A 13,304-nucleotide genomic window follows, 5' to 3' on the forward strand; every position below is an offset into this window, starting at 1 on the left:
CGTCAGATGGACGAGCTTGCGCGCCGGCAGTTGGCGAGCATTGCCGAGGTGGTCGCGGTGACCGGGGCGGACGGTATCCCGGTGTGGCTGCGCGGTGGCTGGGCGATGGACTTCCAGCTCGGCACGGTGACCCGTCCGCACCTGGACGTCGACTGGTACTGCTGGCGCGACGACGCGGACCGGCTGGCCGACCTGTTGCTGGCCCGGGGCTGGCTTCCCGACCCGAGAATGCCGGTGGAGTCGCAGTTGGACCTGTTCGCCGCCGACGTGGAGGTCAGCTTCGCGTACCTGGGTCGCGATGCCGCCGGGCGACCGACGGTGGGTGCCGGGTCCTGGGCCGGCACCCCGCTGCCAGCCCGGATGCTGGACGCCCCACCCGGCCGGATCGGCCCGCTCACCGCGCCGACCATCTCGGTGGCGGCCCAGATCGAGTTCAAGCAGATGTACCCGGTCTGGATGCCGGAACGTCCCCGTCGCCCGAAGGACGGCGAGGACCTGGCCCGGCTGCGCGCCGGTTCTGGTCGAGCAGATCCTCGTACACCCCGACCTTGAAGGTGATCAGGTCCAGGCACTGGGCGAGCCGGCCGAGCTGGTCGGTGACGCGCCCGTGGTGCTCGCGCAGCAGCGCGAGTCGTTCCTCCTCGTTGCCCTCGCCCTCGCGAACGAGGTCGGCGTAGCGGCGGAGCGCGGGCAGCGGCATGCCGGAGGCGCGGAGAATGATGCAGACCTCCAGCCAGTCGACGTCGTCCTGGCTGTAGACGCGACGCCCGGCGGGCCCACGGCGTACGGGGCTGACGAAGACACCCTGCTGCTCGTAGAAGCGGAGCGCGTGCACGCTCAAGCCGGTGCGTTCGGCGACCTGTCCGATGCTCAGACTCGCGGTGACCTCAGCCATGCCGAGCAGGGTAGCGAGGGTTGACCTAGAGCCGACTCTAGCTCCTACGGTGCCAGGTGATCACCACTGAATCACCTAGGAGCATCGGCATGCGCTATCGCACCCTCGGCGGCACCGGCATCGAGGTGAGCACCCACTGCCTCGGAACCATGATGTTCGGTGCCGTCGGAAACCCCGACCACGACGACTGCGTCCGCATCGTCCACTCCGCCCTCGACCAGGGCATCAACGTCGTCGACACCGCCGACATGTACGGCCGCGGCGAGTCCGAACAGATCGTGGGCAAGGCGCTGCGCGGGCGCCGCGACGACGTCGTGCTCGCCACCAAGGTGCACTTCCCGATGGGCGAAGGCCCGAACCAGGGTGGCAACTCGCGGCGCTGGATCCTCAAGGCGGTCGAGGGGAGCCTCCGGCGGTTGGACACCGACTGGATCGACCTCTACCAGGTGCACCGTCCCGACCCCTCGACCGACATCGAGGAGACACTCTCGGTGCTCACCGACCTCGTCCGCGAAGGCAAGATCCGCGCCTTCGGCTGCTCGACGTTCCCCGCCGAGGAGATCGTCGAGGCACACCAGGTCTCCGAGCGCCGCGGCCTCGGACGCCTGCGCACCGAGCAGCCGCCATACTCGATCCTGGCCCGCGGCGTCGAGGCCTCGACCCTGCCGGTCTGCCGCCGGTACGGCATGGGGGTGCTGGTCTGGAGCCCGCTCGCCTTCGGGTTTCTCAGCGGGAAGTACCGCAGGGACCAGCCCGTCGACCTGTCGACCGGACGTGCCGCCCTGCGGCCGGCGCAGTTCGATCCCACGATCGCCGAGAACGCCGCCAAGCTCGACGCCGTCGAGCAGCTCGTCGACCTCGCGGCCAGCATCGGGTGCACGCTTCCACAGCTCGCCATCGCCTTCACCGTGGCCCATCCGGCCGTCACCTCGGCGATCATCGGACCGCGGACCGTGCCGCAACTGGAGGACCTGCTCAAGGGCGCCGCACTCACCCTGGACGACGCGACACTCGACCGGATCGACGAGATAGTGCCGCCCGGCACCAACCTGTACAACCCGAACGCCGCCTTCCGGCAGCGTTCCCTGACCGACACGGCGCTGCGGCGACGCCCTCTCGCCGACCGTGCCGCAGCCTGAGTGAGCCTGACGCCGGGACGCAGCGGTCGGTGATCGGGTGGGCACAGCGCGCCGAAGCCCGCCGGGCGGATCCGTCGGGCAGGGCACAATTGGATTCATGTCGCGTCGCGTCACTCCCGCACTGATGGCCAGCACCGTACTGATGGCCGGTCTGGTCGGCTGCTCAGCGGACACCCGCCCGAGTCAGAGCGGGCAGGCACCGCCGGTCGAGCCGAAGGCCGCCGCCACGCCGACACCGCAGGTCCCCTCCGGAAAGGCCCCGCAGCGCGCTTTCGCGGTCGGCGTACGCCAACTGAAGCTGGACCGGGACGGCCGCGCGCTGCCGACGACGCTCTGGTACCCGGCGGCCGGGCAGTCCGGCGGCGCTGCCAAGCGGTCGGCGGCGGCGGCGGAGGGCCGGTTCCCGGTGGTGATGTTCAGTCACGGTCTGGGTGGGCGGCCGGACGACTACGCCACCCTGCTGACCCGCTGGGCGGCGGCGGGTTTCGTGGTGGCCGCGCCGACGTTCCCGCACACCTCCCGGGGCGCGGACAACAACGTCCTCGACGTGCTCAACCAACCGGCTGACGTGTCGTACGCGTTGGATCAGGTGCTGGCGTTGGACGGCAAGGCCGGCGACGCGTTGCGCGGCCGGTTGGACGGCGAGCGGGTGGCCGCGGCCGGGCACTCGGCGGGCGGGGTAACCACCATCGGTCTGTTCACCGCGAGCAGGGACGAGCGGCTGGACGCGGGTGTGGTGTTCGCCGGCACGGCGCTCGGTGTGGGCACCGCGTTCGCCGGCGCGGCAGCACCGCAACTGTTCGTGCACGGCGAGTTGGACGAGGTGGTCGAGTACGCGGCGGGCAAGGCCGCGTACGACAAGGTGCCCTGGCCGAAGGCGATGCTGAGCCTGCCCAAGGGCGACCACGGGCGGGCGCTGCTCAGCGACGGCGCCACGCTGCGGGTGGTCTCGGACACGTCGGTCGAGTTCCTGCGCTGGTCGCTCTACGGCGACCCGGCGGCCAGGAAGCGCATCCCCACCGACGCAACACGCGGCGACATAGCCACCTTCGACGACCACCTCTGACCCGACCGGGCCGAAAACGGCGAAGATCCGCGCAACATCAGGGATGTTGCTGCCTCAGCGCGCCCCGAGGCAGCAGTTTCCCTGATGTTGCGCGGATCATGACGGCAGCGTCAGGCTGTGTGGTCGATGACGATCTTGCCGAAGGCGTCGCCGGAGTGCAGCCGGGCGAAGGCGTCCTCGACGCGGCTGAACGGCACCACGCTGTCCACCACCGGGCGCACCTCGTTCTCGGAACAGAACGCCAGCAGCTCGTACAGCTCCCCCGGCGTGCCCATCGACGTGCCCAGGATCTCCAGCTGCATCGCGAAGAGCCGGCGCAGGTTGACCGCCGGCTGGTGCCCGGCGGTCGCCCCGGAGACCACGATCCGGGCCATCGGCGCGGCCGACTTCAGCGAGTGGTCGAAGGTGGCCGCACCGACCGTCTCGATCACCACGTCGACCCGTTCCGGCAGCCGGGCACCGGGTTCCACGGCGGTGGCGCCGAGGGCGGAGATCCGTTCCCGCTTGGCGGCGTCGCGGCTGGTCGCGTACACCCGCTTGCCCATCGCGACAGCGAGCGCGACGGCCGCGGTGGCGACGCCACCTCCCGCCCCCTGCACCAGCACGCTGTCGGCGTCCGCGACACGGCCCTTGGTGGTCAGCATCCGCCACGCGGTCAGCCAGGCCGTGGGCAGGCACGCCGCGTCGGTCGCCGACATGCCGTCGGGCAGCGGGATCAGGTTCGACCGGGGTACGGCGACCCGCTCGGCGAGCGTCCCGGCGAAGTGCTCGGAGAGGATGGAGACCCCGCGCGGGTCACCGGGGGTGACGACCACCGGGTACACGACCACCGGGCGTCCCTCCGGGTCCAGCCCGACCGCGTCGCAGCCGAGGATCATCGGCAGCTGGGCCTCGGTGAGGCCCACCCCGCGCAATGACCAGAGGTCGTGGTGGTTGAGCGAGGTGGCGCGCAACTGCACGGTCACCCAGTCGTCGGCCGGGTGGGTCGGCTCGGGCTGCTCACCGACAGTGAGCGCGGTGAGCGGGTCGGCGTCGTTGAAGCGGGAGGCGAAGGCAGCACGCATGATCGGCACGGTAACAAGCTGAGCGCCCGTTAAGAAGCCGTGCGCACAGGCCGGCGGCGCATGCTGCGCCGAAGCGCCCCCGGCCCATGCGTGCGCACACACCGGCGGCGCATGCTGCGCTCCCCCGGCCCGTGCGTCCTCAGCGGCGGGCGACGCCGTCGCGGCGGGCTGCCTCGGCGACCGCCTCGGCCACGGCCGGCGCGACGCGCGGGTCGAGCGGAGACGGGACGATCGCGTCGACGGTCAGCGACTCGGCCACCACGCCGGCGATGGCGTCCGCGGCGGCGACCTTCATCGCCTCGGTGATCCGGGTGGCGCCGGCGTCGAGCGCGCCGCGGAACACCCCGGGGAAGGCCAGCACGTTGTTGATCTGGTTGGGGTAGTCACTGCGCCCGGTGGCGACCACCGCGACGTGCCGGGCCGCCACCTCGGGGTGCACCTCCGGGGTCGGGTTGGCCAGTGCGAACACGATCCCGTCGGGTGCCATGCCGGCCACCGCGCTCTCGGGGATCTGCCCACCGGAGACCCCGATCAGCACGTCCGCGCCGCGCAGCGCCTCGGTGATGTCGCCGTGGCGACCGTCGGCGTTGGTGCTCGCCGCCAGCTCGGCCTTGGTGCCGGTCAGCTCGGTGCGGTGCCGGCCGATGATCCCCTTGGAGTCGCAGACCACCACCTGGTCGGGGTTGACGCCCCCGGCGATCAGCATCTTCGTCACGGCCACCCCGGCCGCGCCCGCACCGCTCACCGCGACCCGCAGGTCACCCAGCTTGCGGTTGAGCAGAGTGGCAGCGTTGCGCAGCGCGGCGAGCACCACGATCGCGGTGCCGTGCTGGTCGTCGTGGAAGACCGGGATGTCCAGCGCCTCGTCGAGCCGGCGCTCCACCTCGAAGCAGCGCGGCGCACTGATGTCCTCCAGGTTGATCCCGCCGAACGACGGGGCCAGCGCCCGCACCACGGCGACGATCTCGTCCACGTCCTGGGTGTCCAGACAGATCGGCACCGCGTCCACCCCGCCGAACTGCTTGAACAGCACCGCCTTGCCCTCCATCACCGGCAGCGCCGCGCGGGGGCCGATGTTGCCGAGCCCGAGCACCGCCGAGCCGTCGGTGACCACCGCGACGGCGTGCGCCGCCCAGGTGTAGTCGTCGGCCAGGTCGGGGTCGGCGGCGATCGCCTCACACACCCGGGCCACCCCCGGGGTGTACGCCAGGGAGAGGTCTTCCCGGCTGGTGAGCGGCACGGTCGAGGCGACGGCCATCTTGCCGCCCCGGTGCAGCAGGAAGACGGGATCAGCGGGGTCCACGGTGGACGAAGACATGGTGGTGACTCCAGTATCTGTCGAGCAGACGGGGCGGCCGGCCCTGCCGCGAGGTGGGCGGCGAGCGGTGGCACGCTGTGCGGGGGGTCACCCGGGCACTTTCCGAGCATAGTGTCGGCACTGCCCGTCGGATGTGAGCAGGGTCATATCCGACGACGAGGAACCCTCCCCGGACGCGGCCAGTAACGGGCCACCACCCGCCCCCGCACGTCGGCCACCCCGTACGCCCGGGAGTCGTCGGTGATCAGGTCGTTGTCCCCGTGCAGCCACCAGCCGCCGTCCTGCGGCCGGACCGCGCGCTTCACCACCAGCAGCTCGGGACGGGTCCGGAAGACCGCGACCACCACGTCCCCGGGTCGGATCGGGCGGCCACCGGGGCGTACCAGCACCGCGTCGCCGTGGCGCAGCGTCGGTGCCATGGACGGTCCGGTCACCAGAACGGCGGTGAGCGGTCTCCGCAAGCGGGCCGCCTCACCCGGGTGATCGGTGCCCACTGGTTTCACCTCCACCCGGTTCGGGGAGCATTCCCAGGAGTAATGTCGCCTTTGATCATCGCAAACTTCCCATGGAGGATCCCGATGCGACTTCCGCGCATCCTTGCGCCCCGCGTCACCGCGAGCGCTCACTGCGACCTGCCGTGCGGTGTCTACGATCCGGCTCAGGCTCGGATCGAGGCCGAATCGGTCAAAATGATCTGCGAGAAGTACCAGGCGAACACCGACCCGGAGTTCCGCACCCGCGCCATCATCATCAAGGAGCAGCGCGCCGAGCTGGTCAAGCACCACCTGTGGGTGCTCTGGACCGACTACTTCAAGGCGCCGCACTTCGAGAAGTACCCGAACCTGCACACCCTGTTCAACGAGGCCACCAAGCTCGCCGGCGCCGGTGGCGTCAAGGGCAGCCTCGACCCGGCCACCGCCGACAAGCTGCTCGGGAAGATCGACGAGATCTCGAAGATCTTCTGGGAGACCAAGAAGGCGTGACCACCCCGGTCATCCCGACGATCCGGCCGGTACGTCCCGAGGACGTACCGGCCGTCGTCGCCATGGTGCACGAGCTGGCGGAGTACGAACGTGCCCCGGAGCAGTGCCACCTGAGCGTCGACCAACTGACCTCGGCCCTGTTCGCGACTGTTCCAGCGCTCTTCGGGCACGTCGCGTTGGACGAGCGCGACGAGCCGATCGGCTTCGCGCTGTGGTTCCTCAACTTCTCCACCTGGGCCGGGGTGCACGGCATCTACCTGGAAGATCTCTACGTCCGGCCGGCCGCTCGCGGCTCCGGGGCCGGTCGGCTGCTGCTCGCCACCCTGGCCGACATCTGCGTACGACGCGGATACCGGCGACTGGAGTGGTGGATGATCAACTGGAACCCGGCCGCCGGGTTCTACGCCTCGATCGGGGCCGAGCAGATGAGCGAGTGGGTCCCCTACCGACTCAGCGGGGACGCCCTGAGCCGGTTGGCCGGCCAGGCCACCAACGTCGGCACGCGTACGGGCGACTGACCGGGTAGAGTCCCCGACCGGGGGGATGAGGCGTGACTCAACTGACTGGCCAGGCAGCAACCGACGACGACGTGGTGCACCTCACGGTGCCCGCCGACGGCGGTTACCTCGGCGTGCTCCGCACCGCCACCGCCGGTCTGGCGGCCCGGTTGCAGTTCGCGCTCGACGAGATCGAGGATCTCCGGATCGCGGTCGATGAGGCGTGCGCCATGCTGCTCGCCATTGCCACCCGCGACGCCGAGCTGGAGTGCCGCTTCGCGGTCACCGAGGACGCGCTGACCGTCGAGGTGACAGTGCCGACCGTGCGGGGCGCCACGCTGCCCGGCGAGTCGTCCTTCGCCTGGAAGGTGCTCACCGCGCTGACCACCTCGGCATCGGCCACGGCCGCCGACGGTCGGGCCACGATCGCGCTGCTCACCCGCCGCTCCGGCAGTTACTGACCGACCCGACCGAGCCGGCAGTCACTCGAAGCCGAGCGCCCGGGTCGTCGGAGGGCTGACCAGCAGCCAGCCCACGCCCAAGCCGAGCGCCATCAACGGCACACCCAGCCAGGCCAGCCCGGCCTGAATCATGAACCACCCGATCGGCAGCAGCATGAGCTGGAGCACGATCGCGGGGGCCCGTGCGCCCGCCTGGAGGCGCAGCAGGGCCCGGCCCAGCGCCCAGAGCACCACCGCAGCCCCGATGGCGAACACCGTCACCAGCAGCGCCGACAGCAGATCGGTGGTGGTGGCCGTGAGGTCGGCCCAGATCAGCCACACGGCGATCAACCCGACGACGGCGGCCTCCGCCCACAGCAGCCGGACCGCCCAGCGGAGCGTGACGGGAAACGGGGCCGAGTCGATGGTCACGCGCGCCACGATACCCGGGCTTTCGGGAGGTACAGTGCCGCCCATGCGGGCCGTCCTGGTGGTCAATCCAAAGGCCACCACCACCAGCGAACGCAGCCGGGACGTGCTTGTCCGGGCGCTGCGCAGCGAAGTCGATCTCAGCGTGCGCTACACCCGCCGACGCGGGCACGCCATGGCGTTGGCCCGGGAGGCCGCCGCGGAGGGGGTCGACCTGGTCGTCACCCTGGGTGGCGACGGCACGGTGAACGAGGTGGTGAACGGCCTGATGACGGCCGACCCGCCGACCGGTGCCGACGACGCCCCGATGGCCGAGCGACTGCCGGCGCTGGCGACCGTTCCGGGCGGATCCACCAATGTCTTCGCCCGCGCCGTGGGTCTGCCCCGGGAGTGGCCGGAGGCGACCAGCATGATCCTGGAAGGGCTGCGGCTGGGTCGGAGCCGGACGGTCGGGCTGGGCCTTGCGGACGACCGCTACTTCACCTTCTGCGCCGGGTTCGGCCTGGACGCCGCGGTGATCCACCGGGTGGAGCAGGCCCGGCGCAAGGGGCGGGTGTCCACGCCGTCGCTCTACCTGCGCTCGATCATGAACCAGTATTTCTTCGCCTCGGACCGCCGGCATCCCGCGATCACGTTGGAGCGCCCAGGCGAGCAGGCGGAGGCGGAGCTGGCCACCGTCATCATCCAGAACACGGCGCCGTGGACGTACCTGGGCGACCGGGAGGTCAACCCGAACCCGTCCGCGTCGTTCGACCTCGGGCTCGATGTGCTGGCACTGCGTCAGCTCCGGGTGGCTAGCACAACACGGACAGTGACGCAGTTCCTGGGTCGGCAGCCTGATCCACGGGGTCGGCAGGTGTTACGACTCCATGACACGGCGGAGTTCACCCTGCTCTCCAGTCGTCCGCAGGCGTTCCAGCTGGACGGCGACTATCTCGGCGAACGGGAAAAAGTCAGATTCACCTCCGTTCCCGCCGCACTGAGAGTAATCTGCTAGGTCTCGGGTACTGCCGTAGGTCGACACGGTGACCGCAGCCACACCGGCCGATCACCGCCACACCGAGGGGCAGGTGCCGGAAATGTCAGCAATGTCACGCGGACTGTACTATATTGATCCTCGACTGTGGCACGGCGGGTAACCAGGAAAGCACTGGAACCCGGACAAATGGGTTGTGGGCTTGCTCACCGCCCGGAGTTTTTCCGAGCGTCACCCTTGACATCACGAGCGTTCGTGAAAGTATTCACAAGCGAACTTGAGTTACCGGGACATTGCCTGGATATGCTCGTCAGGTTGAGCTGTTCCAGCAGGTCCCCGGCACTAACTGCCTGCTCACGCACTGCCGAATGGTCGGACGCTAACTGTCACCATCGGCACGCGGATGCATATAGGAAAAGCACGACCAAGCAATTGTTGCCACCCATCCAGAATGAGGAGTGTTGCCGCCATGGACTGGCGTCACCATAGTGTCTGCCGCGACGAGGACCCGGAGCTGTTCTTCCCGATCGGGACGTCCGGACCGGCTCTCCTGCAGGTCGAGCAGGCAAAGGCCGTCTGCAGGCGCTGCTCCGTGACCGACCAGTGCCTGCAGTGGGCACTCGAGTCTGGTCAGGACGCTGGCGTCTGGGGCGGAATGAGCGAGGAGGAGCGGCGCGCTGTCAAGCGGCGCGGCGGTCTCCGGGTGCTGCGCGCTCACTCCGCCTGATCCCCAACACACAGCTGTACGCCCCGGTGGGTTCGCCCACCGGGGCGTTCCGCTGTCCGACGCAGGATCACCGCGCCGACACAGGTCACCCGATCGGCGTGACCATCGGCCGGCAGGGCCGGTCGTCGACCCGGCGCAGCACCAACTCGACCAGCTCCGGCGCGTCGGTCAACGGCGCGGCGACCGACACGGCGCCGGCCGCCCGGGCCGCCTCGGCCACCACATCATGGAAGAGGCCCGGCGCCAGGAAGTACGCGCACACCGCGACCCGACGCGCGCCGGCCGCCCGCAGCCGGGACACCGCCACGCCGGCCGCCGGCGGAGCCGCCGAGGCGTACGCCACCCGGCAGGGCACCCCGAACTCCACAGCGAGCGCGTCCGCGACCTGGCCCACCGAGCGACGCGCCCGCGCGTCCCGAGTGCCAGCGGCGGCCAGCACCAACGCGTCGAAGCGGCCCGGGTCCGCCTCACCGAGCCTGCGGCGCAGCCCGCCCAGCAGCCCGGCATCGACAGTGCCGTCCGCCGGGCCGAGCACGTCGGTCACCCGTACCGTCAGGGGTGGCCCGGCCTGCGCCGCCGCGGCGACCGCCGCCGGAATGTCCACCCGATGGTGGTACGCGGCGGTCAGCAGCAGCGGCACCAGCACCGCCTGACGGTGACCGGCCAGGGCCAGGTCGCGCAGGACCGCTGTCGGCCCTGGCTCGGTGTGGTCCAGCCAACTCGCCCGGACCGGTGTGCCCGGTCGGGCCGCCGACACGGCTCGCGCGAGCGCCCGGGTGGCATCGGCCGCTCGTGGATCACGACTGCCGTGCGCGACCAGCACCACCGGAGTCACCCCGCCGGCCGCGCCAGGGCCGGTCGGGGTCGTCGTTGGCGAGGTCAGACGTGCAGCCCGCACTCGGTCTTCTCGAACATGGCCCACCGGCCGGCCCGCGCGTCCTCGCCGGCCTTCGTGCGGCGGGTGCACGGCCAGCAGCCGATCGACCCGTACCCCTGCTTGAACAGCTCGTTGACCGGCACGTTGAAGCGGGCGATGTAGGCGTCCACGTCCCGCTGCGACCACGCCGCGATCGGGTTGACCTTGACCTTGCCGCGCCGCGCGTCGAAGGTCACCACCGGCGTGTTCGCCCGGGTCGGCGACTCGTCCCGGCGCAGACCCGCCGCCCAGGCGTCGTACCCGGTCAGGGCCCGCTCCAGCGGCTCCACCTTGCGGAGCTGGCAGCAGTCGTCCGGCGACTTGTTGAACAGCCGGGGGCCGTACTGGCCGTCCTGCTGGCCGACGGTGAGCCGGGGCCGGATCGACCGGACGTTCACCGGCAGCGTCCGGGCGACCTCGTCGCGCACCCGGAGCGTCTCGGGAAAGTGCAGGCCGGTGTCGAGGAAGACCACGTCCACGCCCGGGGCCACCCGGGACACCAGGTGGGCCAGCACGGCGTCGGCCATCGAGCTGGTGACGCAGAACCGGTCGCCGAAGGTCTGCGCGGCCCAGCGGGCGATCTCCAACGCCGGGGCGCCTTCCAGGTCCCGGGCAGCCTGCTCGGCCAGGACGCGAAGCTCGTCCGGGTCGCGCCGGGCCGGATCGGTCGGCGTCGGGCCACCCGGCCCGACCAGGCGCAGGTTCGCTGCGGAGACGAGGCTCATCGGGTCACCGACCGGGAGAGCAGCCCGGAGAACTTCACCGAGAAGACCCGGGTGCAGGCGCGGCACTCCCAGGCGCCGTGCCCCGCCTCGTTCGGCCGCAGGTCCTCCTCGCCGCAGTACGGGCAGTACAGGGGTGCCGCTCGGTTCTCGCTGCTCACCGCAGTTCCTCCTCGTCGACTCTGATCACCCAGTTGGCGAACGTCTCGCCCTCGCTCCGACCGGCCAGGTAGCGACGGGCCAGCCGTTCCACGTACTCCGGAAGCTCGTCCGCGGTGGTCTTCAGGCCGCGCAGCTTGCGGCCGAAACCGGCGGTCTGACCCTGGGCCATGCCCAACCCGCCGCCCAGGTGCACCTGGAAGCCCTCCACCTGCTGCCCGTCCGGGCCGACCACCAGTTGACCCTTGAGCCCGATGTCGGCCACCTGGGTCCGTGCGCAGGCGTTCGGGCAGCCGTTGATGTGGATCGAGATGTCCGCGTCGAAGTCGCGCAGCCGCTGCTCCAGCCGGGCCACCAACTCCTCACCGCGGGCCTTCGTCTCGACGATGGCCAACTTGCAGTACTCGATGCCGGTGCACGCCATGGTGCCGCGCCGCCAGGCCGACGGCCGGGCCTCCAGACCGATCCCGCGCAGCGCGTCGACCAGCGACTCCGTCCGCTCCGACGGCACGTCGAGCACCAGCAGCTTCTGGTACGGGGTGAGCCGCACCCGGTCGCTGCCGTGCGCCTCCACCACGTCGGCCAGTTGGGCGAGCTGCGTGCCGGAGACCCGCCCGACCACCGGTGCGGCGCCCACGTAGTGCCGCCCGTCGGCCTGTTCGTGCACGCCCACGTGGTCGATCGGCTTCGACGGCAGGGTCGGCGCCGGACCGTCGAGCAACGTGCGACCGAGGTAGTCCTTCTCCAGGACCTCGCGGAACCGCTCCACACCCCAGTCGGCCACCAGGAACTTCAGCCGGGCCCGGTTGCGCAGCCGGCGGTAGCCGTAGTCGCGGAAGATCCCCACCACACCGGCCCACACGTCCGGAATCTCGGCCATCGGCACCCAGACGCCGAGCCGCTGGGCGAGCATCGGGTTGGTGGAGAGACCACCGCCCACCCAGACGTCGAAGCCGGGGCCGTGCTCGGGGTGGTCGACACCGAGGAAGGCGATGTCGTTCGACTCGTACGGGGTGTCGACCAGCCAGGAGATCGACGTCTTGAACTTGCGGGGCAGGTTGGAGAACTGCTTGTCGCCGACGTACCGGGCGACGATCTCGTCGACCGCCGGGGTCGGGTCGAGCAGCTCGTCGCGGGCGACCCCGGCGACCGGGCTGCCCAGCACGATCCGCGGGCAGTCGCCGCACGCCTCGGTGGTCTGCAGGCCGACCGACTCCAGCCGGCGCCAGATCTCCGGCATGTCCTCGACGCGGATCCAGTGGTACTGGATGTTCTGCCGGTCGGTGATGTCGGCGGTGTCCCGCGCGAACTCCCGGGAGATGTCCGCGATCACCCGCAGCTGGGCCAGGCTGAGCTGGCCGCCGTCGATGCGGACCCGGAGCATGAAGAACTCGTCCTCCAGCTCGTGCGGCTCCAGCACGGCGGTGCGCCCGCCGTCGATGCCCGCCTTGCGCTGGGTGTAGAGGCCCCACCAGCGGAACCGGCCGCGCAGATCCTGCGGGTCGATGGAGGCGAAGCCGCGGTGCGCGTAGATGGTTTCGATCCGGGCCCGGACGTTGAGCGGGTCGTCGTCCTTCTTGATCCGCTCGTTGGGGTTGAGGGGCTCGCGGTGGCCGAGCGCCCATTGACCCTCACCCCGGGGCCGGCGCGGCGCCCGGGCCGGGCGGGTCGTCGGGTCCTCGGATCGGGCCGGCGTGCTGCTGACCGCCATCGCGGCGTCCTCCGTTGTCTGCTGTGCCTCGGGGCACGCGGGGCGCGGCGGCCGACCCGGCGAAGCGGGCGGGACAACGGTGTCTGAGACAGCCGGCGCGGAGCGCGCCCGAGACGGATTGGTCGGGCGTCGTCAGTAGGCCGGACAGATCGCGCTGCGCACGCGGCCGTAATCGACGTGGCGACGAGCCACGAAGCGGCGGACGACTGCGGCGGTCATGGGGCTCATGCTGCCACACCCCATGGGGGCCGGCCAATGTCCG

17 protein-coding genes are annotated in these 13,304 nt (G+C 71.0%); 8 read left to right on the plus strand and 9 right to left on the minus strand.

What is annotated here, in order from left to right; translation table 11 throughout:
- Positions 1 to 6: 6 nt before the first annotated feature.
- Positions 7 to 552, plus strand: a complete 546-nt coding sequence (locus FBZ33_RS25905; protein WP_141911002.1) for a nucleotidyltransferase domain-containing protein — start codon at positions 7 to 9, stop codon at positions 550 to 552.
- Here FBZ33_RS25905 and FBZ33_RS25910 read toward each other — a convergent pair.
- Positions 434 to 895, minus strand: a complete 462-nt coding sequence (locus FBZ33_RS25910) for a MerR family transcriptional regulator (RefSeq protein ID WP_141911003.1) — start codon at positions 893 to 895, stop codon at positions 434 to 436. The genes FBZ33_RS25905 and FBZ33_RS25910 overlap by 119 nt on opposite strands.
- Before the next feature lie 89 nt (positions 896 to 984).
- Here FBZ33_RS25910 and FBZ33_RS25915 point away from each other — a divergent pair, with 89 nt between their 5' ends.
- Positions 985 to 2,034, plus strand: a complete 1,050-nt coding sequence (locus FBZ33_RS25915) for an aldo/keto reductase (protein WP_141911004.1) — start codon at positions 985 to 987, stop codon at positions 2,032 to 2,034.
- 97 nt (positions 2,035 to 2,131) lie between these two features.
- Entirely contained in the window at positions 2,132 to 3,100 is a 969-nt protein-coding gene (locus FBZ33_RS25920; protein WP_141911005.1) for a dienelactone hydrolase family protein, read from the plus strand.
- A gap of 110 nt (positions 3,101 to 3,210) precedes the next feature.
- On the opposite strand, the gene FBZ33_RS25925 is transcribed toward FBZ33_RS25920, so the two are convergent.
- From FBZ33_RS25925 to FBZ33_RS25935, 3 genes are all read right to left on the minus strand, one after another.
- Positions 3,211 to 4,173: a zinc-binding dehydrogenase gene (locus tag FBZ33_RS25925; RefSeq protein ID WP_088950004.1), complete on the minus strand. Its 963-nt coding sequence runs from the start codon at positions 4,171 to 4,173 to the stop codon at positions 3,211 to 3,213.
- A 130-nt stretch (positions 4,174 to 4,303) separates the two neighbouring features.
- Positions 4,304 to 5,482: an NADP-dependent malic enzyme gene (locus FBZ33_RS25930; RefSeq protein WP_141911006.1), complete on the minus strand. Its 1,179-nt coding sequence runs from the start codon at positions 5,480 to 5,482 to the stop codon at positions 4,304 to 4,306.
- A gap of 143 nt (positions 5,483 to 5,625) precedes the next feature.
- Positions 5,626 to 5,991 carry a S24/S26 family peptidase gene (locus FBZ33_RS25935; protein WP_172862103.1) on the minus strand — a complete coding sequence of 122 codons (366 nt, stop codon included), beginning with the start codon at positions 5,989 to 5,991 and terminating at the stop codon, positions 5,626 to 5,628.
- Positions 5,992 to 6,060: 69 nt separating this feature from the next.
- Between FBZ33_RS25935 and sodN the strand changes: the two genes are divergently transcribed.
- The 3 genes from sodN to FBZ33_RS25950 are packed head-to-tail and all read left to right on the plus strand — an operon-like array spanning position 6,061 to position 7,423.
- Positions 6,061 to 6,465 carry a superoxide dismutase, Ni gene (sodN, locus tag FBZ33_RS25940; protein WP_099848348.1) on the plus strand — a complete coding sequence of 135 codons (405 nt, stop codon included), beginning with the start codon at positions 6,061 to 6,063 and terminating at the stop codon, positions 6,463 to 6,465.
- The gene (locus FBZ33_RS25945) at positions 6,462 to 6,983 is read left to right on the plus strand and encodes a GNAT family N-acetyltransferase (protein WP_141911007.1); all 522 of its coding nucleotides are present in this window, start codon (positions 6,462 to 6,464) and stop codon (positions 6,981 to 6,983) included. Before sodN ends, FBZ33_RS25945 begins: the two co-directional genes overlap by 4 nt.
- Before the next feature lie 32 nt (positions 6,984 to 7,015).
- On the plus strand, positions 7,016 to 7,423 hold the full coding sequence (locus FBZ33_RS25950) for an ATP-binding protein (RefSeq protein ID WP_099848352.1): 408 nt from the start codon (positions 7,016 to 7,018) through the stop codon (positions 7,421 to 7,423).
- Positions 7,424 to 7,444: 21 nt separating this feature from the next.
- Here FBZ33_RS25950 and FBZ33_RS25955 read toward each other — a convergent pair whose 3' ends face one another.
- On the minus strand, positions 7,445 to 7,834 hold the full coding sequence (locus FBZ33_RS25955; RefSeq protein WP_088950010.1) for a hypothetical protein: 390 nt from the start codon (positions 7,832 to 7,834) through the stop codon (positions 7,445 to 7,447).
- A 43-nt stretch (positions 7,835 to 7,877) separates the two neighbouring features.
- On the opposite strand from FBZ33_RS25955, the gene FBZ33_RS25960 reads away from it, so the two are divergent.
- Together FBZ33_RS25960 and FBZ33_RS25965 are read left to right on the plus strand one after the other, a co-directional pair.
- Positions 7,878 to 8,828 (plus strand): diacylglycerol kinase family protein, encoded by a 951-nt coding sequence (locus tag FBZ33_RS25960; RefSeq protein WP_088950011.1) that lies wholly within the window; start codon positions 7,878 to 7,880, stop codon positions 8,826 to 8,828.
- Between the two features lie 448 nt (positions 8,829 to 9,276).
- The gene (locus FBZ33_RS25965; RefSeq protein WP_088950012.1) at positions 9,277 to 9,534 is read left to right on the plus strand and encodes a WhiB family transcriptional regulator; all 258 of its coding nucleotides are present in this window, start codon (positions 9,277 to 9,279) and stop codon (positions 9,532 to 9,534) included.
- Positions 9,535 to 9,619: 85 nt separating this feature from the next.
- Here FBZ33_RS25965 and FBZ33_RS25970 read toward each other — a convergent pair whose 3' ends face one another.
- Genes FBZ33_RS25970 through FBZ33_RS25980 form a run of 4 tightly spaced genes read right to left on the minus strand, consistent with a single transcriptional unit; the run spans position 9,620 to position 13,042 of the window.
- Positions 9,620 to 10,432 carry a sirohydrochlorin chelatase gene (locus tag FBZ33_RS25970; RefSeq protein ID WP_370453045.1) on the minus strand — a complete coding sequence of 271 codons (813 nt, stop codon included), beginning with the start codon at positions 10,430 to 10,432 and terminating at the stop codon, positions 9,620 to 9,622.
- Positions 10,414 to 11,175, minus strand: coding sequence for a phosphoadenylyl-sulfate reductase (locus tag FBZ33_RS25975; protein ID WP_088950013.1), 762 nt, complete (start codon positions 11,173 to 11,175; stop codon positions 10,414 to 10,416). Before FBZ33_RS25975 ends, FBZ33_RS25970 begins: the two co-directional genes overlap by 19 nt.
- Positions 11,172 to 11,333 carry a hypothetical protein gene (locus tag FBZ33_RS32960; RefSeq protein WP_185755415.1) on the minus strand — a complete coding sequence of 54 codons (162 nt, stop codon included), beginning with the start codon at positions 11,331 to 11,333 and terminating at the stop codon, positions 11,172 to 11,174. The genes FBZ33_RS25975 and FBZ33_RS32960 overlap by 4 nt, the downstream gene beginning before the upstream one ends.
- Positions 11,330 to 13,042 carry a nitrite/sulfite reductase gene (locus tag FBZ33_RS25980; RefSeq protein ID WP_099848354.1) on the minus strand — a complete coding sequence of 571 codons (1,713 nt, stop codon included), beginning with the start codon at positions 13,040 to 13,042 and terminating at the stop codon, positions 11,330 to 11,332. Before FBZ33_RS25980 ends, FBZ33_RS32960 begins: the two co-directional genes overlap by 4 nt.
- Positions 13,043 to 13,304: the final 262 nt, after the last annotated feature.

Origin of the sequence: Micromonospora sp. A202 (assembly GCF_006715105.1) — a bacterium.
Classification (GTDB): domain Bacteria; phylum Actinomycetota; class Actinomycetes; order Mycobacteriales; family Micromonosporaceae; genus Micromonospora; species Micromonospora zamorensis.